The organism is Pseudomonas sp. AU11447, assembly GCF_001672555.2.
GTDB lineage: Bacteria > Pseudomonadota > Gammaproteobacteria > Pseudomonadales > Pseudomonadaceae > Pseudomonas > Pseudomonas nitroreducens.
Genome location: NZ_LZDG02000020.1, coordinates 1 through 18,241 on the forward strand (window position 1 = coordinate 1; position 18,241 = coordinate 18,241).

Consider the following 18,241-nt stretch of genomic DNA (forward strand, 5'->3'; position numbering starts at 1 on the left):
CCAAGGGCAGCGAATTCAGCAAGCTGACCGTCGAAGTCGTCAATCGGACAGTAGCGAGGATCAATCTACGCCCGCGCAAGCGCTTGGGCTGGAAGACGCCGTACGAAGTGCATACAGGGGTGAGCGTTGCACTTATGTGTTGAATTCAGGCCCAATTGATGCGGAAGTAGCCCCACCCTACAACCGCCTACGAGTTAATCATAAGGGAGCGCATATCATGCCCCGATTCGATAGTCGATTTCGCAACGCAGGCCGTGCCAATTGGTTCTTTCTCGGATTTCTTGCCATCGCCGGCTATTTCCTGATCACCGAGCATCAGGCCCACGTCGTACCCTACCTCCCATTTTTGTTGTTGTTGGCCTGCCCCTTAATGCACCTGCTGATGCATGGCGGACATGGTCATGGAGAGCATGCAGGACATGTAAGTGGAAGCCGTGATGAGCATGGCGCCCACGGTGGTTGTGGTGGTCATAGGCACAGCAACGCACGTGAAGAGCAACAGCAGGCGCCCCGACAGCAAGATCAATCGCAAGAGCGAAGACCGTGAAACTACCGTTCCTTGGCGCCAATTGTGTAGTGATGCCACCGGTTTTTGCGAGTCGAGCCCCACGCGAACGGCACAACCTTGCATAAGAATTACATTATTGTAATTTCTGCTTAAGCTTTCTAACAGGAAGAGGCGCTAGCGTATTGGGATAGCTATGCGCTTAAGTTATTTTCCGGCTGCCAGGCTGTCGAGGGCTAGGTGACTTGCAATTAACAGTGAATGCAGAGTTTGAAGATCCATCTCCTAGTCGTTTGATTCAAATCAATTTTTAACTACGTGCACAATTGGTAGCTTTACTAAGAATCTCATCAACTACGACGCCGCTCACTAATCAGGAACTTTGTCTCGTATGGCTATCATGCTGTGGTAGCGAGAGGTCACGGTGACTATCAGTCTAAGGCTCACTATGAACCAGATTAATCTGGAGGATTTTATGCATATGCACGTTAAATCACTGATTGCCGCTATGCTGATCAGCAGCCCACTGATCGCCTCGGCTACCGACGAACACCATCCGGACCAAAATGCTGCAGCCTCTGCAACGACTAAGAGCGAGACAGCTACTGCCCAAGACAAAGCTATGGCTGAGCAGGTCAAGAAGATGCAGGCCATTCACGACAAGATCGCCGCAGCCAAGACCCCGGAGGAGCGGCAATCAGCCATGCAAGAGGGTATGAAAGCTATGCGGGAGGGTCTTGGCATGATGCAGAAGGGCTGCGGCGGAGCGGGCATGGGACAGCACATGCAGATGATGGACTCGAAGATGATGGGCACGATGATGCAGATGATGGACCAACAGGCGGGAATGATGGGCCAAGGATCGGGCATGCAAGGTATGCCGATGCAGGGAATGCCCATGCAGCCGCCGACCCAGAAGCCCGCGCAGTAATCGTTCGGCGCGGCCTGGCGGGCTACACCGTGTCCAAGCTGCGCCGTGGCATCCCACTCGGCCCTGGTAAATACTCATGAACCTCAGTCTGCCACCGGCATCCTTCTGGCGAAGCAGACCCGGCATCGCCCTGGGTATGCTGCTGGTCATCGCGCTCTTCTACTTCGCTCGTGAACACTTCGCCCACATCTCCCTGCTATTGCCGTACGCGATTTTGTTGCTGTGCCCGCTGATGCACCTATTCGGTCACCACCACGGCGGGCAAGGCCATCATCACGGCGCAGAAAACATCCCCAAGGACGACGACAAAGGCTGACTCATGCACAGTCATCAACACTTGCACCAGGCGCCACCGACTGGTGCGGCGTCATCCGAAGCGAAGGACCCGGTTTGTGGCATGGCGATCAGTCCGGCCAGCCCTCATCGCATGGAGTTCGCGGGAAAGACCTGGCTGTTCTGCAGCGACAAGTGTCGGGCGAAGTTCCAGGCCGCGCCTGAGCGCTATAGCGCGACTGCACAAGTCCCGTCGACGAATGCTCCTGAAGCGGCAGCCGAGGTTTGGTACACCTGTCCGATGCATCCCGAGATTCGTCAGCTCGGCCCAGGGACCTGCCCTAAGTGCGGCATGACACTGGAGCCGGTGCTACCGGAGCTGGAGCAGGAGGAGAACCCCGAACTTAGGGACTTCTCCCGGCGCTTCTGGTGGACCCTGCCGCTGACCGTCGTCGTCACCTTGCTGGCCATGGGCGGACATGCCTTGAACCTGTTCCATGGCGCTGCGCAGAACTGGGTCGAGCTGGCGATTGCCAGCCCGGTCGTGCTCTGGGCGGGGTGGCCGTTTTACGTTCGAGGGGTACGCTCGGTCATCCAGCGCAGCCCCAACATGTGGACGCTGATCGGCCTCGGCACAGCCGCCGCCTATCTCTACAGTGTCGTGGCCACTCTCGTGCCTTCAGTGTTCCCGACAACCTTCATGATGGAAGGGCGAGTTGGTGTCTATTTCGAGGCAGCCGCGGTCATCATCTCGCTGACCCTGCTGGGCCAGATGCTCGAACTCAAGGCGCGCTCACAAACTTCGGCTGCCATCAAATCGCTGCTCGGTTTAGCACCGAAGACAGCCCGCCGCATTAACGCCGATGGCAGCGAAGAAGACATTCCACTGAGCAATGTGCATCCGGGCGACCGACTGCGCGTGCGCCCCGGCGAGAAGATCCCGGTTGATGGCGTGGTCGTGCAGGGCGAAAGCGCCGTCGATGAGTCCATGCTGACTGGCGAACCCTTGCCGGTGCTGAAACAGGTAAACGACACGCTCATCGGCGCCACCTTGAACACCCACGGCAGCTTGGTGATGCAGGCGGAGAAGGTCGGCTCAGCAACCATGCTTGCGCAGATCGTGCAGATGGTCGTGCAGGCGCAGCGCTCGAAGGCGCCGATGCAGCGCCTGGCCGATGTGATTGCCGGCTACTTTGTGATGGTCGTGATTGCTATCGCTGTCCTCACCCTGGTTGGCTGGGGAATATGGGGGCCGCAGCCCAGTTGGGTATTTGGCCTGATCAACGCGGTGGCAGTGCTGATTATTGCCTGCCCTTGCGCCCTTGGTCTGGCGACGCCCATGTCGGTGATGGTCGCCACGGGCAAAGCTGCTGGTAGTGGGGTGTTGTTCCGTGACGCGGCGGCCATCGAGAATTTACGCAAGATCGATACGCTGATCGTCGACAAGACCGGCACCCTCACCGAAGGCCGTCCCGCCTTCCAGAGCGTCGAGGCAGCAGCCGGCTTCAGCGCTGACGAGGTACTGCGCCTGGCCGCCAGCCTGGACCAAGGCAGCGAGCATCCCCTGGCTCAGGCCATCGTCGAGCAGGCTCGGACGCGGAGCCTGGCGTTGAGCGACGCGGAAGAGTTCGAGAGCGCGTCGGGGATTGGCGTGCGCGGCCGGGTTGACGGGCGGCATCTGTTGCTGGGTAACACCGCGCTGCTGGCCGACGCCGGCGTGTCCTGTGAGGCCCTGCAGGCGCGGGCTGAGCAGTTGCGCAGCGAAGGTGCGAGCATCATGTATCTGGCGCTGGACGGCACCCTGGCCGGATTACTGGCGGTCGCAGACCCGATCAAGCCGACCTCCAAAGAAGCAGTGCAATACCTGCAAGACGTCGGAGTCAGGGTCATCATGGCCACCGGCGACGGTCCGACCACCGCTCGCTCGGTGGCTCGCCAATTGGGGATCGAGGAAGTGCACGGCGAGGTCAAACCACAGGATAAGGAGCGTTTGGCTGCCAATCTGCAAGCGGCCGGACATCGTGTGGCCATGGCCGGCGACGGCATCAACGATGCACCCGCCCTGGCGAGGGCCGATGTGGGCATCGCCATGGGTACCGGGACCGACGTAGCGATGAACAGCGCCCAAGTCACCCTGGTCAAAGGCGACCTACTGGGCATCCTCCGCGCGCGCAACTTGTCCATGGCAACGGTGCGCAACATGCACCAAAACCTGGCCTTCGCCTTCGCCTACAACGCCATGGGCATACCGCTGGCCGCCGGGTTGTTCTATCCGCTGACCGGACACCTGCTGTCCCCGATTATTGCGGCTTTGGCCATGAGCGTGAGTTCGGCATCGGTCGTCTTTAACGCCTTGCGCCTGCGTAGCGTCTCGATTGATGGCCGTGTGTAGCGGGCTTGACCTTGCCACGATGTCAAGGTCGAGCATGGTTTCAGGCCCCGAAGAGGCTCAGATGAAGTCCCGGGGAAGGTTGGTTTTCTAGTTGAGGAGTCACCACGATGAAATTCGTCGATCTGAGCGTTGAAGGTATGAGCTGCGCTTCTTGTGTTCGCCATGTGAATGCCGCACTGGCGCCGGTCGCGGGGGTTACCGAGGTGTCGGTCGACCTCGCGACGGGCCGGGTGCGCGTCAGCGGCAACGCCGACGCCCAGGCGCTGACGGCCGCCCTGCAGGAGGCCGGTTATCCGGCCAAGGTCGAGGCCTCGGTCCAGGCTCCGCAAGGCACCAAGGCCCGTGGCTGCGGCGGCAGTTCCTGTGGCTGCCACTGAGAGGGAGAAAGCATCATGCGCAAGGCACTTCATCTGACGGCTCTGGCCGGCCTGCTCGTGGCGTCCTTCGCCCAGGCCTCCACATCTATCGACGTCTACCGCGATCCCAACTGCGGTTGCTGCAAGAACTGGATCAAGTACCTGGAGGCTAATGGCTTCAGCGTTAACGACCACGTCGAACCGAACATGAGCGCGCTCAAGCAGCGCCTTGGCGTGGCGCCGCGGCTGTCCTCCTGCCACACCGCGGTGATCGGCGGGAAGTTCGTCGAGGGACATGTTCCGGTAGCGCAGATCCGCGAGCTGGAGAAGCATCCGGAACTGGTCGGCATTGCCGCTCCGGGCATGCCCGCCGGCTCACCCGGTATGGAGATGGGCCAGGCCCGGCAGGCCTACCAAGTGATCGGCCTGACTCGTGATGGAACCGATGAGGTTATCGCTGACTATCCGGCGACCCAATAACCGCGAGGGACTCCGACAGGCGCGCCTTGAGCTCAATAAGACGCGCCGTTTAAAAGGGACCGCGCACCATTAAGTACGATACGGAAACTCCAAGTGGAACGCTGTCAAACCCTCTGTCGAGGTGCACCAGATGCGCCCGTGGTGGGCCTCGACGATGGAGCGTGAAATCGCTAGGCCAAGGCCTGCGTTATGCGAATCTCCCTCGCGGCGCGCGGGGTCTGCGCGGTAAAAGCGATCGAATAGCTTCTTCAGGTGCTCGGCGGGAATTGTATCGCCGGGGTTAATCACGGAAAGCGTCACGGCATCAGCACGACTCTCTATAGTCACGTCGATTGCTGCACCCGCTGGCGTGTAACGAACCGCATTCGATAACAGATTGGATATTGCTCGATGCAGCATCAGACTATCGCCTTGAATACACGCTCTGCCGTTAAGGCGAAGCTCGATGCCACGTTCCTCTGTAAGCAGGCTGTAGTATTCGAAGAGCTTTAGAATAACTTCATCGAGATGAATTTTTGCAGTATTAGGCCTGATAAGGCCATTGTCAGACTTAGCTAGGAAGAGCATGTCATCAATCATTCGTGACATGTGATTCAGGCTGTCAAGATTGGAATAGAGATTTTCCTCATAGTCCTCAATATGGCGTTTCTTGCTGAGAATCACCTCAGTATGCGTGAGCAGCGTTGTGATCGGGGTGCGGAGCTCATGGGCAATGTCAGCCGAGAAATTGGAGAGACGCACAAACGAATCGTCTAGCCTAGACAGCATGTCATTGAAAGAACTTACCAATTCTTGAAGCTCAGCGGGGACTGGAGCCAGTGGAATGCGCTCTTTCAGGGACTTTGCGGACATCGATGCTGCTACCGAAGTTACCTGGCGAATTGGTCGCAATCCACTCCTGACAACCACGACTCCTAAGGCACCACTGGCAATTGCGCTGATGGCTAGGCCTATCCAGAACCAACGCTCTAGCGTCATGAAAAAGTGTGCATGACTGGTGACGTCCAATACCAGGATTGCTTTTGCCGACTGAGGTCCAGACGGCGGCCCAACCCGCGCAGTCATGCCCCTGTACAGTCGACCATCATGCTCCCACTCCCACATGTTGGCGTTTACCTGCGAAAACTCAGCTGGTAAATCCATAATGTTTGAATCTGAAAAGAGGACTTTACCGTCAGTGGTGGTAATCACCGCTTCCAGTTCATGGTGCGCGCCAAGTAGAGCGTTCAACTCCAACGCAATGTGGCTGTTCGCCTGGCTCGCATTCGATGCCACGAGAATTTGCTGAACAGAATCGAGCTTCTCGCTGATCGTCTGCTGATCCTGCGTCCAGAAATGCCGGCGACTGAGCTCACTGAAGCCAACTCCGGTAATGATTAAAACGGACACCACCGCAAGCATGAACATCAAGCTCATGCGCGCAGTTAGAGATAGTCGTTTCATTGCTCCTCGGGCTCTTCGAGCATGTACCCCATGCCTCTAACCGTATGGATCAGCTTGGGCTCAAAATCATCATCGATCTTGGCCCGAAGCCGCCGCACCGCCACCTCGATAACGTTCGTATCGCTATCGAAGTTCATGTCCCATACCTGAGAGGCAATCAGCGATTTCGGCAGAACCTCTCCGCGCCTCCGCATCAGCAGTTCAAGCAGCGAGAACTCCTTGGCGGTCAGGTCTATCCGCGCGCCAGCGCGCATCGCCCGGCGCTTGAGGAGGTCCACCTCGAGATTGGCAATTTTCAAGGTCATTTGGGCCGGCGTCCCGGTTGCGCGCCGCAACAACGTGCGTACACGCGCCAAGAGTTCGGCAAAGGCAAACGGCTTGACCAGGTAATCATCGGCGCCCAGCTCAAGCCCCTTGACGCGATCATCCACGCCATCGCGAGCAGTCAGGAATAACACCGGAACCTCCTTTCCAGCGGCCCGCACCATGCGCAGCACCTCCCATCCGGTTAGGCCAGGCATCATGACGTCCAGGATGAGCAGGTCGTACGACTCGCCGAGGGCATGCTGGAGCGCATCAGTGCCTGAGCTGACCAAGTCAACATTGAAGCTGGCCTCACTCAGTCCTTGCTGCAGGTACAAGCCAATCTTGGGTTCGTCTTCCGCGACAAGAAGTCTCATTTTTCTGACTCATGGCTGAACAATGCTGGGAGTGTGCCGCTACTGGCCGCCACCAACCAGATACTGACAAAAATGTAATCTGAGCATAAGCCGAGGGTAAGGAAGGTAGCGCTAAGGTTTAGATGACTGCTAGAGCGAGTCATCGTCTGGGGCCATCTAAGCAGGTGAGCTGCGACGATTGGCGAGATCCCCTTAAGGCTCCTTTGGCCAAGCGGCGCCAATCCGGCGCCGTTTTTTTAGCAACCAGTGCCGTCGCTCAAGCGCTGATGCAACCTTCATGATTTTAGATTTAACTGTATTTGTATTTTAATTAACGATTCGTTTGAGAGGTGTTCTATGAAAGCCAAATTTTCGAATCTAATAGTTTGTATTTCTTTATTGGCCCTGTCGGCAGTTTCGATGGCTAGTGAGAAAGCCGCTAATTTCGACTTCGGACATCGTGGCGCGCCGGAAAAGGCAGATCGAACGATCGAAGTCAAGATTGGTGACCTTTACTTCGAGCCGTCTCGTATTGACGTGAAAGATGGCGAGACTGTCCGATTTGTTTTGAAAAATGAGGGGCTGGTGCTTCATGAATTCAACCTGGGCACCTCAGCGGCGCACTTAGCGCATCAGAAGGAAATGGTTGAGATGTTTAAGAGTGGTTATCTCACCGCAATGAAAGTTAACGATGCCGACCATGACATGGCTGGCATGGAAGGTGACATGCATGACATGAAAATGCCAAGCATGAACCACAGTGATGCCAACAGCGTCCTGATTGAGCCAGGTCAGACCAAAGAACTGGTTTGGACCTTTAGCAAGGCCTCTGGCCTGCAATTTGCCTGCAACATCCCTGGGCATTACCAGAAAGGGATGGTAGGACAGGTTGCCATTAACTAGATGAAATCAGAGCCTCTCGCGACACTAGAGCCGCTGGCGTAAAGGCGCAGTCTCAAACGGCTAGCAACAGCTGCTGGTAGCAAGCGGCCATCGATTCCACAGGCCAGACCGGCAGCGACAGGGGCAAACCCTTACAGAAATGTAATCATTGCAACTGCCTAAATATGGCAAATTTATCAATGACATCTGAGCTGCAGGTCGTCATGGGTGACATGAGACACACTTGAAGATCAGCTCAAAAATCGCTCTATAAATTGGATTGTTTGATTTCTCCTGGCAGGGTCGTAGCGGAATGCAGAATAAAACGTCAAGACGGACTTTCGTTAAGGGCCTTGCTGCGACAGGTATTCTCGGCGGGCTTGGTTTGTGGCGTACGCCAGTTTGGGCTCTTTCTAGCCCGACGCAACCGACGGTACTTGCTGGTACGGAATTTGACCTGTTCATTGGTGAGACTCCAGTAAACCTGACTGGAGCAGTTCGTACAGCAATGACTATCAACGGATCGCTTCCGGGGCCAACATTGCGTTGGCGCGAAGGGGATACCATTACGATACGCGTTCGCAACCGCCTGAAAGAAGAGACTTCCATTCATTGGCACGGAATTATTCTTCCAACCAACATGGATGGCGTTCCGGGCCTAAGCTTCCAGGGGATTGCTCCTGATGGCATGTACGAATATAAGTTTAAGGTCAAGCAGCACGGCACCTACTGGTACCATAGCCACTCTGGCTTCCAAGAACAGGTTGGTGTTTACGGTCCTTTAATCATCGACCCCAAAGAGCCGGAGAAGTTTTCTTGTGATCGTGATTATGTCGTTATGCTAAGCGACTGGTCGGATGAGAATCCCGCTCGCGTCCTTGCCAAACTGAAAAAGGATTCCGGTTACTATAACTTCCATAAGCGCACTGTCGGGGATTTCATTGATGATGTAAGCGAGAAGGGTTGGTCGAAGACTATCGCCGACCGCAAGATGTGGGCTGAAATGAAGATGAGCCCTACCGATCTCGCTGATGTCAGTGGTTATACCTATACCTATCTCGTGAACGGCCATGCGCCCGATACCAATTGGACGGGTATCTTTAAGCCCGGAGAGAAGATCCGACTGCGCTTCATCAATGCCTCTGCAATGACCTACTTCGATGTTCGAATCCCAGGACTGAAGATGACGGTCGTGGCGGCTGACGGCCAGCCGATCCAACCAGTCAGTGTCGATGAGCTGCGCATGGCTGTTGCTGAAACCTATGACGTCATCGTCGAGCCGACAGACCAGGCCGCATACACCATCTTTGCCCAATCCATGGATCGTACTGGCTACGCCCGAGGCACCCTGGCTATCAAGGAAGGGATCAGCGCCCCAGTGCCGACACTGGACCCACGCCCACAAATCACCATGGACGATATGGGGATGGGCGGCATGGAAGGCATGGATATGTCCGGCATGGATCACGGCAGCATGGCAGGCATGGACATGTCCGGCATGAGCCATGGCGACATGGCTGGCATGGATATGTCTAACCCGGGCCACAGCGAGATGCTGGGAATGGGCGCAGCAATGCAGTCCCATCCAGCGTCGGAAGCCAACAACCCCTTGGTCGATATGCAGACCATGAGCCCAACAGCGAAGCTCAGCGATCCCGGTATCGGCTTGCGCAACAATGGTCGTCGGGTGCTGACCTATGCCGATCTCAAGAGCACCTTTGACGATCCTGATGGGCGGGTCCCATCTCGCACCATTGAGTTACACCTGACCGGCCACATGGAGAAGTTCTCCTGGTCGTTTGATGGTATTGAATTCGCCGATGCCAAGCCGCTCCTCCTCAAGTACGGAGAGCGAGTTCGGATCACCCTGGTTAATGACACCATGATGACGCACCCCATCCATTTGCATGGCATGTGGAGTGATTTGGAGGATGAGCAGGGCAACTTCATGGTGAGAAAGCACACCATCGACATGCCCCCGGGGTCAAAGCGCAGTTATCGCGTAACGGCCGATGCGCTCGGTCGGTGGGCTTATCACTGCCACCTGATGTATCACATGGAGCTGGGTATGTTTCGTGAAGTGCGAGTGCAGGAATAGGAGAAGAGCATGGACTTTGAACAGACTCGCTACCCCGTTTTGGCCGGCCTTGCGATCCTTGGAATGAGTTTGCTTCCTTTGGCTGGCGTCCGTGCTGAAGAGCCGATGCAGGGCATGGATGGCTCCCAGATGGAGGGGATGGACCACTCTCAAATGCAGGGAATGGATCATTCGCAGATGCAGGATGGGGACTACTCCGATATGCAGGGGATGCAGCCCGCTGCACCGACGGAAAGCCGCACGCCAATCCCTGTGCTAACCGATGCTGACCGTGCTGCTGTGTACAAGGGCGGCATGGACCATCACATGGGTGGGCAAGCACTGAACTCACTGTTCGTCATCGATCAGTTGGAGTGGCAGGACGCAAATCAAGGCAGCGCCCTCAGTTGGGAGGCGAACGGATGGGTCGGCGGCAATGTCGATCGCCTCTGGTTGCGCTCTGAAGGAGAGCGGCTCAATGGTGTTACTGAGAAGGCCGAGTTGCAGGCCCTATGGGGACACTCAGTCGGTCCTTGGTGGGATGTGGTCGGCGGCGTGCGGCAGGACTTCAAACCTGGCTCTCCGCAAACCTGGGCCGCCGTCGGCATCCAAGGCTTGGCTCTGTATGACTTCGAAACCCAGGCCACCGCATTCTTGGGAGAAGGCGGTCAAAGCGCACTGAGACTCAAGGGAGACTACGACATCCTCTTGACCAATCGCTTGATCCTGCAGCCGACAGCTGAAGTGAACCTCTACGGCCAGAATGACCCGCGGCGCGGCACGGGGTCAGGCATCTCAGATTCAGAAGTCGGGATGCGGCTTCGTTATGAGGTCTACCGAGAGTTCGCGCCATACATAGGCGTCACCTGGAATCACCTCTACGGAAAAACAGCGGACTACGCCAGCGAAGAGGGCGCGGACTCTAACGATACGCGTCTGGTCGTCGGCGTACGTATGTGGTTCTAACCGACCATCCGCTGCACTCGTCGTACCTCAATAGATAAATAAACGTAGCGGTCTATGCCGCGAGGAGTCTTGCATGCAAAAATTTAAAGCTCTCATTGCTGTAGCTGCGCTCGGCGCCGGAATGTTGCTGAGTGCGGCTGTCCAGGCACACCCGAAACTGCTTTCCTCCTCTCCTGCTGAGGGGAGCACTGTCGCGGCGCCGGCCAAGATCGAACTGCACTTCTCGGAGAAGCTGTTGACGCAGCTCTCAGGTGCCAAGATCGTCATGACAGAAATGCCCGGTATGGCCATGTCGTCCCCCATGGGCGTAAAAGCTGCTGTCTCGGGTAGTGCTGATCCGACCGTCATGCTGATCACGCCTGCAGCTCCTCTTACCACCGGAACTTATAAAGTCCAATGGCGAGCCGTGTCCTCTGATACGCATCCGATTACTGGCGCTGTAACCTTCAAGGTGAAGTAAGCCATGGGCGACCCCGTCACTATCGCTCTACGTTTCGCCCTGTATATCGACTTGATTATGCTTTTCGGTCTGGCGTTGTTCGGGCTTTACAGCCTCAAGGGACAAGAGCGGATTAGCGGGGCAGTCTTCAACTTTGAGTCGATATTGCTGTGGGCCGCCTTGATCGGCATCTTGCTATCTGTGGCAGCAATGCTGCAGATGGCAAAGGTAATGAGTGGTGTTTCCAGTTTTTCCGAACTACACCACCATATTCTGCAGATGATCTTGACCGGCACCGATGTGGGTTTGACCTGGATGGTTAGAGTCGCGGCCCTGCTGCTGGCTGCGGTGGCCGCGATTTTCAGCAAGCGCGCACCCACTTTGAGTCTGGTCCTGACTTCCGCATTGGGCGCCATAGCGCTCGCTACCTTGGCCTGGACTGGGCATGGCGCCATGGATGAAGGTCTCTTGCGCTATGTACATTTTACCAGCGACATCACCCATCTTCTCGGTGCTGGCGGCTGGCTTGGCGCATTGGTGGCGTTCGTGTTGTTGCTCCGCTCCAAGAAACTTGATGGGGAGCAGCATCTGCGCTTACTGTCTCGGACGTTGACTGGTTTCGAGTCAGCAGGGGCGTTGATCGTCGCCAGCTTGGCCATCACCGGTATTGCCAACTACGTACTCATTGTTGGTCCAGAGATCAGCGGTGTGATGAAGAGCACTTACGGCTCATTGCTAGCGCTAAAGATCGCGCTCTTTGGAGGCATGTTAGTCCTCGCCGCGGCGAACCGCTTTCGCCTCAGCCCGCTGCTTGATCGCTCCTTAGAGACGGGGCGTTATGCCCCGGCTATTAGCGCACTGCGACGTAGCATCGTTCTGGAGTTTGCTGTGGCGATTGCCATTGTCAGTCTCGTTGCTTGGCTCGGGACACTGAGTCCTGAAATGGATATGGCAGTCGAGTGACATAGATACTGCCAGTAGCAGACTATTCTTCTTATTCTGTTTACTGGCAGTGGTCTATCTAACGTCAGCTTTCTCTTCGTATAAACTTTTTTTGCCCGGCAATCGGTCAATACCATCCTGTCGCCTATTTCAGGCAGGATGCCATCTCAAGAAAATTGCGACCCCAGCCAATTCTCACCAAACTTTGTGAGCCGGAAAGGCACGCGCCACTGTGTAACCCGCTCACAGCAAAGTAGTTAAAAATTACTGGAATGTAATTTTCGGCTCATCCTTATATCAGGATCGTCTAGGTAGTATTCACTTGAGCATGCTGCTCAAGTGCTATAGACCCACTGTTCCCATAAGGATGCAATACATGAAACCTCTGAAAGTTATTTTCGCAATCGCTACTCTGGCCGCTTCTTCCCTGGCAATGGCTGAAAGTGGCGGCGATCGAACCTTTGCCAAAATGGAACTGGCTCGACAGACTTCTTCTGGAGCGACTCTTGTGGCTCAAAAATCGGATGGCAGTGCGCCTGCAGCGGAGTTACAGAGAAGCGCAATCAAGCACGAAAAGTGCTAAGCAATTCTGTCGCGGGATGATCAAGTAACCCGACTGCTACCAAGAGAAATGTAGGGCCCGCCCTGTCTGATGGGGCTCAATCTCAACCGAGAGACTGGTCGCTTGTCATTAGGCGCGATTTTTGACCTTAGCATCCTCGACGAACGTTCGGACTCTTTCCGCGTGCGCGCCGCTCGTAGAGTGGCGCGGACACCTATTGAGCATGAGTTTTCGCCTGGCCTTCTGCATAGCCCCAACTTCACTTTGCTATCGCTCCACTAACAAGGTGCGCTTCTGCATAGGGGAACACAATCTGCGGATTGGGCTGGACAAGACTTTTATCCTTTTCGGCGTAATGTAAACGGCTTAGCAAGTCTTTAATGACATTCAGTCTTGCAACGCGCTTTTCATTTGCCCGTACGACACTCCAAGGCACCACATCGTTACTGCGAGCGAACATTTCGTTTCGAGCCTTGCTGTACTTCTTCCACAGACTCACAGCCCTTTCATCGATAGGGCTGACCTTCCACTGCTTCAAGGGATCGCTGCGGCGCGACTCAAGACGGCGCTTCTGCTCATCCTTGGAAATGTCGAGGTAATACTTGACCAAGTGAATCCCCGAGCGCACAAGCATGCCTTCAAATTCCGAAACACTCGACAAGAACTCCTCGTACTCCTCATCGGTACAGAAGCCCATAACGTGTTCCACACCCGCTCGGTTGTACCAACTACGGTTGAACAGGGTGAGCTCGCTTGTAGTGGGAAGCTCCGCAACATAGCGCTGAAAGTACCAGGCACCGCGGTCTCGATCTGACGGCTTCCCAAGTGCGACTACACGCGTATCCCGTGGACTGAGATGCTCAACGATGCGCTTGATGGTCCCATCCTTTCCTGAAGCATCACGCCCCTCAAAAATGACCAAAATCTTTTCGCTGCAACAGCAGAGGAAATGCCGCTGCAGCTTTACCAACTCAATCTGAAGAAGACGCAGCTCCTGCTCATACTCGTCTACCGAGAGGACGCTGGCCGCTTTTTTTTCCCGTTGATTGCGCGCTTTCGCTTTCATGATTTTGCTCTGATTGGGGGCTGTCAGACACGGTCCCGCTGATAGCGCTTCGCTGCTTTAACGCAGCCCGGAGCCATTGCAGACATCCGGCGACACGCGCTGCCATTCTTCAACTGACTAGCCGTTGCGCCAAGGCCGAACTTTTACCTCTTCAATTCACCTATGACACGAACCACGCTAATGCTCGTGGTCTGGCCTGAGTTCGACTAAGCGAGTGAGGCAATCCTGAGTATCACGAACCCATGATGCCAGAGCATCGAGGTCCAGCTGCACGGAGTCTGCTTCAGCCCAGATGCATGCGTTCTCGGTCGATACGGCCAGGGCAGCACCTTCGACAATGGTCAGCGCCATTGCGTGAAGTCTCAGTAGCCCGTCCCGCAGTGCGATGACACCCCCCATTTCAGCGAGGCACGCATCCAGACCTTCTACTAGGCGTCGGAGTTGGGACGTGTCAAAGCTGTCGCGTAGCTGATCCAGTGCAGCGGCATCCACCTCACCATAGGGCGTGACGCGAAACGAAGCGGGAGGGATGTTGATCATGGGGTTTCCTCCATGGAAGCCTGGTTGGGCGTTCCGCCCCGGAGCGAGCCGGCAGCTTGCTGGAACACTGAGTCCTTGATCCAGGCTTCCGGAGGGCGGTTGAGCTTGAGGTTGAACTCGCCGAACCGCTTCACATTGTTGGTGAGGTAAGGGCTGAGGAAAGACACATCCTCATCGGTAAACCGCCACCCGTCACGCGCCAGTTTTTTCAGGATACACATCATGTCCACGGTGTTCTGCAGGATCACCGACGAGGCCACCATGTCGTTGTAGCGCAGCCTTTTCTGCTGTTCGTCCGGGTCATTCTCGGCGATCACATCGCCACCGAATGACAGCCACTTGGAGAAACCGTTGTAGGACTCGATCTTGTTGGTGTTGGCGGTAACTTCCTGGCGCAGCTCGCGGCTGCCAATCCAGTTGAGCAAGAAGATCGTCCGGATCACGCTGCCCAGCGCCTGAGCCGCATGGTAAAGCTTGTTGCGCCGGCTGTAGGAGCCCAGCTTGCGTAGCAACATGGGCGAGGAAATCTTGCCGGCCTGGATCGACAGCGCCACCTGCATCAAGTCCTGCCAATGGGTTGCAATCAGGTGCCAGTCGGCCGTATCGGTAAATAGGCGGTTGATGTGCTTGTAGGAAGCACCTCGCTCCGGCCGACACATCACCAGGTCGCGCCAGTTGCGGATTCGAGGCATTAGGTTGATGCCCAGCAGGTGAGTGAAGGCAAACACCGTGGCGGACTGACCCTGAGTATCAGAGTACACGGTGTCGGCTTCCACGCTGAGATCGGCCTTTAGTAGGCCCTCGATCACGTAAATCGCTTCCCAGATACCGGGCGGGATGAAGTGCTGGAACACCGCGATGTAATTGTTGGCCACATGCCGGTAGGCTACCGCGCCCAGCTTCCGATAGCGGAAGTGGAAACCCGCTAGCAGGTTGTCGTCATAGAAGTCGAACTGAGTGCCATCGGCTGCCACCGCCTTGCCGTCCCCCCAGAGCTTGGGCAGATCGAGCTGCAGGTAAAGTTCCACCAGCTCGCGGTTGGCTTTGTCCAACTTCTCCAACGAGAGATGCCGGCGATTGGTGTAGGAAAGCATGTGTGGTGTGACATTGCCGGCCAGATGTCGGGCCGCCTGGTTGGGACCTAGATTGCACCCCATAGCGAAGATGGTCATCAAATAGCGCTCAGCCGGCGCCTTGAGTTTGGGGTCGTTGCCGGACATCGGGCCGAAATGCCGGCTGAACTGTATCCAGTGCTCGATGTTGGCCATGATGTCGAGTACATGCCGCGCCGGCATGCGTTGAACAATTGCGGTTTGCAAGGAGATGGCCGAGGGTGGGATATCCCGGGCTATCACGCGGCGCAGTACCGGTTCGCCAGCGTCGTTGATCGACACATCGCCGCGGCAGGAGGGGAACTTGTCGTCCAACTGCTGTGCACTTTCCTCCAACTGGGACTTGAGGGCCGCGACAAACGCCTTGGCCGTACCTGGCAGGCCGACCTTCTCGCAATAAGCTGGTAGGCGCTCCAAGCATACGCTCCACGGCAGGAGCTGCTCGCGGTAATCCGCGAACGATTCGGAGCCCTTGACGCACAGATCGCCGGAACGCAGCTCGCTGGCCAGATACGAAAAGACGCACACCTCCAGGTAACGGCGATTGGTTGGCGGCCCTTCACTGGCCGGCCGGCGTACGACCTTAGCCCAGCGCTCTGAAGCAAAGGACAGGTCCACGTGCTCATCGATCCATTCGCGGTGCAAGTTCTCATTGTCTTGAATCAAGTGCAGGGCCTGGATCAAGGAGCGATCCTGGGTGGTAGGCTCCAACTGGAGCAAATGGCTCAGGCGGAACAAAAGCGAACGATGGGATTTGAAGTGTCGCCAAATCAGCGGCAGGTAGTTATTTCCACCCGTGGCCTGAACTTCCGCGCAGGCTTCGCGAAACTGGTCCAGTTTGCCCTCCGGGCAAAGGTATTCACGGATCAGGCTGCCAGCTTCCTGGTCATCCGGCTCCTGAGCCAGGATTTGCAACACACCGGCCAAGGTGGCTACCAGACGCTCGAGCTTCTGCCGTTGCCGCACCTGGATTTGCTCAAGCTCCTCCTTGGCGCGCTTGTGAATGGTGGAAATTCGCCGGATGAACATCTCCGCCAGGTGATCCCGCGTACGTACCCGCATCCGGTAGATCAGCGCCAGCATCAGGGTGTAGCGTTTAGGCAGTGAGCAGTCCTTCAGTTCCGAAACGTCGGCAGCGGCGGCCTGAGCAGAGAAATGCCGAATCTTCGTCTCAACGATTCCCTCGAAAATGGTGTCCAGGTCGCCAAAGCTATCCAGCCAGGCAAGGTGGTCAATCAACACCTCAAGATGCTTGCGAGACGGCTTCTTGGGTGCCTGCTTGAGGGCGTTGAAGTCGCTTTGCCGGCGCCCGAAATCAGTGTCGAGCAGCTCCTTGAGCCGGTAGATCACCTCGATAGGTGTTCTGGCTACTACCAGATTGAATGTGGCTTCCTGTGCATTCGCCAGAGCCGTCTCAGCGGCATTGTTCAGGGTTGAATAGGCGGGCAGCTCATAGCCGCGCTGAATCAATTCCTCGATCATCGCATTGATAAGGTCAACCCGCTGCTCGAGCACTTGGGCACATTCTTCCGCAATCTGCGCAGTGAGCGCTAAGCCATCACTATTGTAGAAGGGGGTCACCTGAAGAAACTGGCGAATGGCGACCTGATGGCGATAAAGCGTGCGGGCATTGCTGTAACGGGGAACGGTGCGGGTGCCGAAGCGCATGCATTGGCGAACGTGATCGATAATTCCTTGGGGAATCTCGTCTAAGGGGACAAAGTAGTGCAGCTGTTGGAAAACCTTGAGTTGAACAGCCAGCCCAACCGATAGAGCAGGACTCTTGGCGGAACGGCTGATCCATTCGGCTTCCGCCTCGGAGAGGGTGTAGCTTCGATGAAGTTCCTTGGCCGCGACTTGGTTCGGCAGAACAGGATACGCAGTGCGCTCGACTGAAGCCATTAGCATGTCCCCCCAGACAAACTAACGACCTAGCATAGCCCTGGATCATGGGCTAGCGGGTTGGCGAAAAAGTTTTCCGAAAGACCACTTTAAAATCAAAAGCTTAGAAGCCAAATGTCCTAATTTTGCCTTTATCTCGGCATGACCCCTGCTGCGGATGCTCGTGGCGAATCCGCACGGCCAGGCGATCCAGATTGCTGCGGCCGGCAGCGCTCAGGTCAGCTCGGTCGAAGGCGAAGCTGGCGTCGGCGGACAGCGTGACCCGCTGCACCGTCGGGACAGGCTGGACGGTGGGACTGGTCGCCGGCTGGAGCTGAGCGAGGCAGTCAGCCGGGGAAAACAGGAAGCTCTGGGCTTGCAGGTCCTTGTCGAACAGCACCTTGTACTGGCAGACCAGGTCGGCTTGGCCAGCACGCCGGAAGCGCAGGATGTAGTCCCACTCGCGCACCGCGAAAAGACCTTCGTGGAAGTGCGGCGTACCAAGCAGTTCGTACAGTTGTGCCTTGCTCATGCCTGGCTGGATCTTCTCCAGGTTCTCAAGGCTCGCGTAGCTGCCTTGTGGGCGGTAGGACTCGCTGATTGCGGGGAATTTGGGCGCGGCGCTATGGCCCTGCTCGTCGACCTGGCTGAGGGTGCCGCAGGCAGCCAGCAACAGGCCGGCGCAAGTCGTGACCAGTGCGCGTATGGCGACAGTACTGAAAGTATTCATGTTGA

At 56.5% G+C, this 18,241-nt stretch carries 18 protein-coding genes and 1 pseudogene; 13 read left to right on the forward strand and 6 right to left on the reverse strand.

Annotated elements, in window-relative coordinates; translation table 11 throughout:
• The 7 genes and pseudogenes from A6723_RS31635 to A6723_RS04950 form a co-directional block, all read left to right on the forward strand.
• A pseudogene (locus A6723_RS31635) lies at nucleotides 1-143 on the forward strand (IS30 family transposase); the annotation flags it as partial.
• Nucleotides 144-214: 71 nt separating this feature from the next.
• Nucleotides 215-547 carry a DUF2933 domain-containing protein gene (locus A6723_RS32555; RefSeq protein ID WP_371914041.1) on the forward strand — a complete coding sequence of 111 codons (333 nt, stop codon included), beginning with the start codon at nucleotides 215-217 and terminating at the stop codon, nucleotides 545-547.
• Between the two features lie 433 nt (nucleotides 548-980).
• A complete protein-coding gene (locus A6723_RS04930; protein ID WP_054906875.1) occupies nucleotides 981-1,436 on the forward strand; it encodes a hypothetical protein in 456 nt (151 codons plus the stop codon).
• Nucleotides 1,437-1,512: 76 nt separating this feature from the next.
• A complete protein-coding gene (locus A6723_RS04935; protein ID WP_054906874.1) occupies nucleotides 1,513-1,752 on the forward strand; it encodes a DUF2933 domain-containing protein in 240 nt (79 codons plus the stop codon).
• A gap of 3 nt (nucleotides 1,753-1,755) precedes the next feature.
• Nucleotides 1,756-4,101, forward strand: a complete 2,346-nt coding sequence (locus tag A6723_RS04940) for a heavy metal translocating P-type ATPase (protein WP_225617148.1) — start codon at nucleotides 1,756-1,758, stop codon at nucleotides 4,099-4,101.
• Between the two features lie 107 nt (nucleotides 4,102-4,208).
• A complete protein-coding gene (locus A6723_RS04945; protein ID WP_054906872.1) occupies nucleotides 4,209-4,478 on the forward strand; it encodes a heavy-metal-associated domain-containing protein in 270 nt (89 codons plus the stop codon).
• A 12-nt stretch (nucleotides 4,479-4,490) separates the two neighbouring features.
• Nucleotides 4,491-4,937, forward strand: a complete 447-nt coding sequence (locus tag A6723_RS04950) for a DUF411 domain-containing protein (protein ID WP_225617246.1) — start codon at nucleotides 4,491-4,493, stop codon at nucleotides 4,935-4,937.
• Nucleotides 4,938-5,006: 69 nt separating this feature from the next.
• Here the strand turns inward: A6723_RS04950 and A6723_RS04955 are convergent, their stop codons facing one another.
• Both A6723_RS04955 and A6723_RS04960 read right to left on the reverse strand, forming a co-directional pair.
• On the reverse strand, nucleotides 5,007-6,380 hold the full coding sequence (locus tag A6723_RS04955; RefSeq protein WP_054906870.1) for a heavy metal sensor histidine kinase: 1,374 nt from the start codon (nucleotides 6,378-6,380) through the stop codon (nucleotides 5,007-5,009).
• A complete protein-coding gene (locus A6723_RS04960) occupies nucleotides 6,377-7,060 on the reverse strand; it encodes a heavy metal response regulator transcription factor (protein ID WP_054906869.1) in 684 nt (227 codons plus the stop codon). Before A6723_RS04960 ends, A6723_RS04955 begins: the two co-directional genes overlap by 4 nt.
• A gap of 336 nt (nucleotides 7,061-7,396) precedes the next feature.
• Between A6723_RS04960 and A6723_RS04965 the strand changes: the two genes are divergently transcribed.
• The 6 genes from A6723_RS04965 (at nucleotide 7,397) to A6723_RS31110 (ending at nucleotide 12,928) form a co-directional block, all read left to right on the forward strand.
• Nucleotides 7,397-7,942, forward strand: a complete 546-nt coding sequence (locus A6723_RS04965; RefSeq protein WP_054906868.1) for a plastocyanin/azurin family copper-binding protein — start codon at nucleotides 7,397-7,399, stop codon at nucleotides 7,940-7,942.
• Between the two features lie 292 nt (nucleotides 7,943-8,234).
• On the forward strand, nucleotides 8,235-10,019 hold the full coding sequence (locus A6723_RS04970; RefSeq protein WP_054906867.1) for a copper resistance system multicopper oxidase: 1,785 nt from the start codon (nucleotides 8,235-8,237) through the stop codon (nucleotides 10,017-10,019).
• A gap of 63 nt (nucleotides 10,020-10,082) precedes the next feature.
• Complete coding sequence (locus tag A6723_RS04975) at nucleotides 10,083-10,964, forward strand: copper resistance protein B (RefSeq protein ID WP_256233608.1); 882 nt, start codon at nucleotides 10,083-10,085, stop codon at nucleotides 10,962-10,964.
• 73 nt (nucleotides 10,965-11,037) lie between these two features.
• Nucleotides 11,038-11,424: a copper homeostasis periplasmic binding protein CopC gene (gene copC, locus A6723_RS04980; RefSeq protein WP_054906865.1), complete on the forward strand. Its 387-nt coding sequence runs from the start codon at nucleotides 11,038-11,040 to the stop codon at nucleotides 11,422-11,424.
• Nucleotides 11,425-11,427: 3 nt separating this feature from the next.
• Complete coding sequence (copD, locus tag A6723_RS04985; protein ID WP_054906864.1) at nucleotides 11,428-12,366, forward strand: copper homeostasis membrane protein CopD; 939 nt, start codon at nucleotides 11,428-11,430, stop codon at nucleotides 12,364-12,366.
• 355 nt (nucleotides 12,367-12,721) lie between these two features.
• Nucleotides 12,722-12,928, forward strand: coding sequence for a co-regulatory protein PtrA N-terminal domain-containing protein (locus tag A6723_RS31110; RefSeq protein ID WP_079744283.1), 207 nt, complete (start codon nucleotides 12,722-12,724; stop codon nucleotides 12,926-12,928).
• 238 nt (nucleotides 12,929-13,166) lie between these two features.
• Here A6723_RS31110 and ppk2 read toward each other — a convergent pair whose 3' ends face one another.
• The 4 genes from ppk2 to bamE all read right to left on the reverse strand — a co-directional run bounded on the left by ppk2 (nucleotide 13,167) and on the right by bamE (nucleotide 18,236).
• Nucleotides 13,167-13,973 carry a polyphosphate kinase 2 gene (gene ppk2, locus A6723_RS04990; protein ID WP_019486719.1) on the reverse strand — a complete coding sequence of 269 codons (807 nt, stop codon included), beginning with the start codon at nucleotides 13,971-13,973 and terminating at the stop codon, nucleotides 13,167-13,169.
• A gap of 177 nt (nucleotides 13,974-14,150) precedes the next feature.
• The gene (gene tnpC, locus A6723_RS04995; protein ID WP_019486718.1) at nucleotides 14,151-14,513 is read right to left on the reverse strand and encodes a Tn3 family transposase post-transcriptional regulator TnpC; all 363 of its coding nucleotides are present in this window, start codon (nucleotides 14,511-14,513) and stop codon (nucleotides 14,151-14,153) included.
• Entirely contained in the window at nucleotides 14,510-17,527 is a 3,018-nt protein-coding gene (locus tag A6723_RS05000; RefSeq protein ID WP_019486717.1) for a Tn3 family transposase, read from the reverse strand. Before A6723_RS05000 ends, tnpC begins: the two co-directional genes overlap by 4 nt.
• 103 nt (nucleotides 17,528-17,630) lie before the next feature.
• Complete coding sequence (gene bamE / locus A6723_RS05005; RefSeq protein ID WP_054906863.1) at nucleotides 17,631-18,236, reverse strand: outer membrane protein assembly factor BamE; 606 nt, start codon at nucleotides 18,234-18,236, stop codon at nucleotides 17,631-17,633.
• Nucleotides 18,237-18,241: the final 5 nt, after the last annotated feature.

Bases quoted from the DNA above. Each gene is read 5' to 3' on its own strand.
- A6723_RS04930 (WP_054906875.1), top strand. From the start codon at position 981: ATGCATATGCACGTTAAATCACTGATTGCCGCTATGCTGATCAGCAGC.
- A6723_RS04935 (WP_054906874.1), top strand. From the start codon at position 1,513: ATGAACCTCAGTCTGCCACCGGCATCCTTCTGGCGAAGCAGACCCGGC.
- A6723_RS04940 (WP_225617148.1), top strand. From the start codon at position 1,756: ATGCACAGTCATCAACACTTGCACCAGGCGCCACCGACTGGTGCGGCG.
- A6723_RS04945 (WP_054906872.1), top strand. From the start codon at position 4,209: ATGAAATTCGTCGATCTGAGCGTTGAAGGTATGAGCTGCGCTTCTTGT.
- A6723_RS04955 (WP_054906870.1), bottom strand. From the start codon at position 6,380: ATGAAACGACTATCTCTAACTGCGCGCATGAGCTTGATGTTCATGCTT.
- A6723_RS04960 (WP_054906869.1), bottom strand. From the start codon at position 7,060: ATGAGACTTCTTGTCGCGGAAGACGAACCCAAGATTGGCTTGTACCTG.
- A6723_RS04965 (WP_054906868.1), top strand. From the start codon at position 7,397: ATGAAAGCCAAATTTTCGAATCTAATAGTTTGTATTTCTTTATTGGCC.
- A6723_RS04970 (WP_054906867.1), top strand. From the start codon at position 8,235: ATGCAGAATAAAACGTCAAGACGGACTTTCGTTAAGGGCCTTGCTGCG.
- A6723_RS04975 (WP_256233608.1), top strand. From the start codon at position 10,083: ATGAGTTTGCTTCCTTTGGCTGGCGTCCGTGCTGAAGAGCCGATGCAG.
- copC (WP_054906865.1), top strand. From the start codon at position 11,038: ATGCAAAAATTTAAAGCTCTCATTGCTGTAGCTGCGCTCGGCGCCGGA.
- copD (WP_054906864.1), top strand. From the start codon at position 11,428: ATGGGCGACCCCGTCACTATCGCTCTACGTTTCGCCCTGTATATCGAC.
- A6723_RS31110 (WP_079744283.1), top strand. From the start codon at position 12,722: ATGAAACCTCTGAAAGTTATTTTCGCAATCGCTACTCTGGCCGCTTCT.
- ppk2 (WP_019486719.1), bottom strand. From the start codon at position 13,973: ATGAAAGCGAAAGCGCGCAATCAACGGGAAAAAAAAGCGGCCAGCGTC.
- tnpC (WP_019486718.1), bottom strand. From the start codon at position 14,513: ATGATCAACATCCCTCCCGCTTCGTTTCGCGTCACGCCCTATGGTGAG.
- A6723_RS05000 (WP_019486717.1), bottom strand. From the start codon at position 17,527: ATGGCTTCAGTCGAGCGCACTGCGTATCCTGTTCTGCCGAACCAAGTC.
- bamE (WP_054906863.1), bottom strand. From the start codon at position 18,236: ATGAATACTTTCAGTACTGTCGCCATACGCGCACTGGTCACGACTTGC.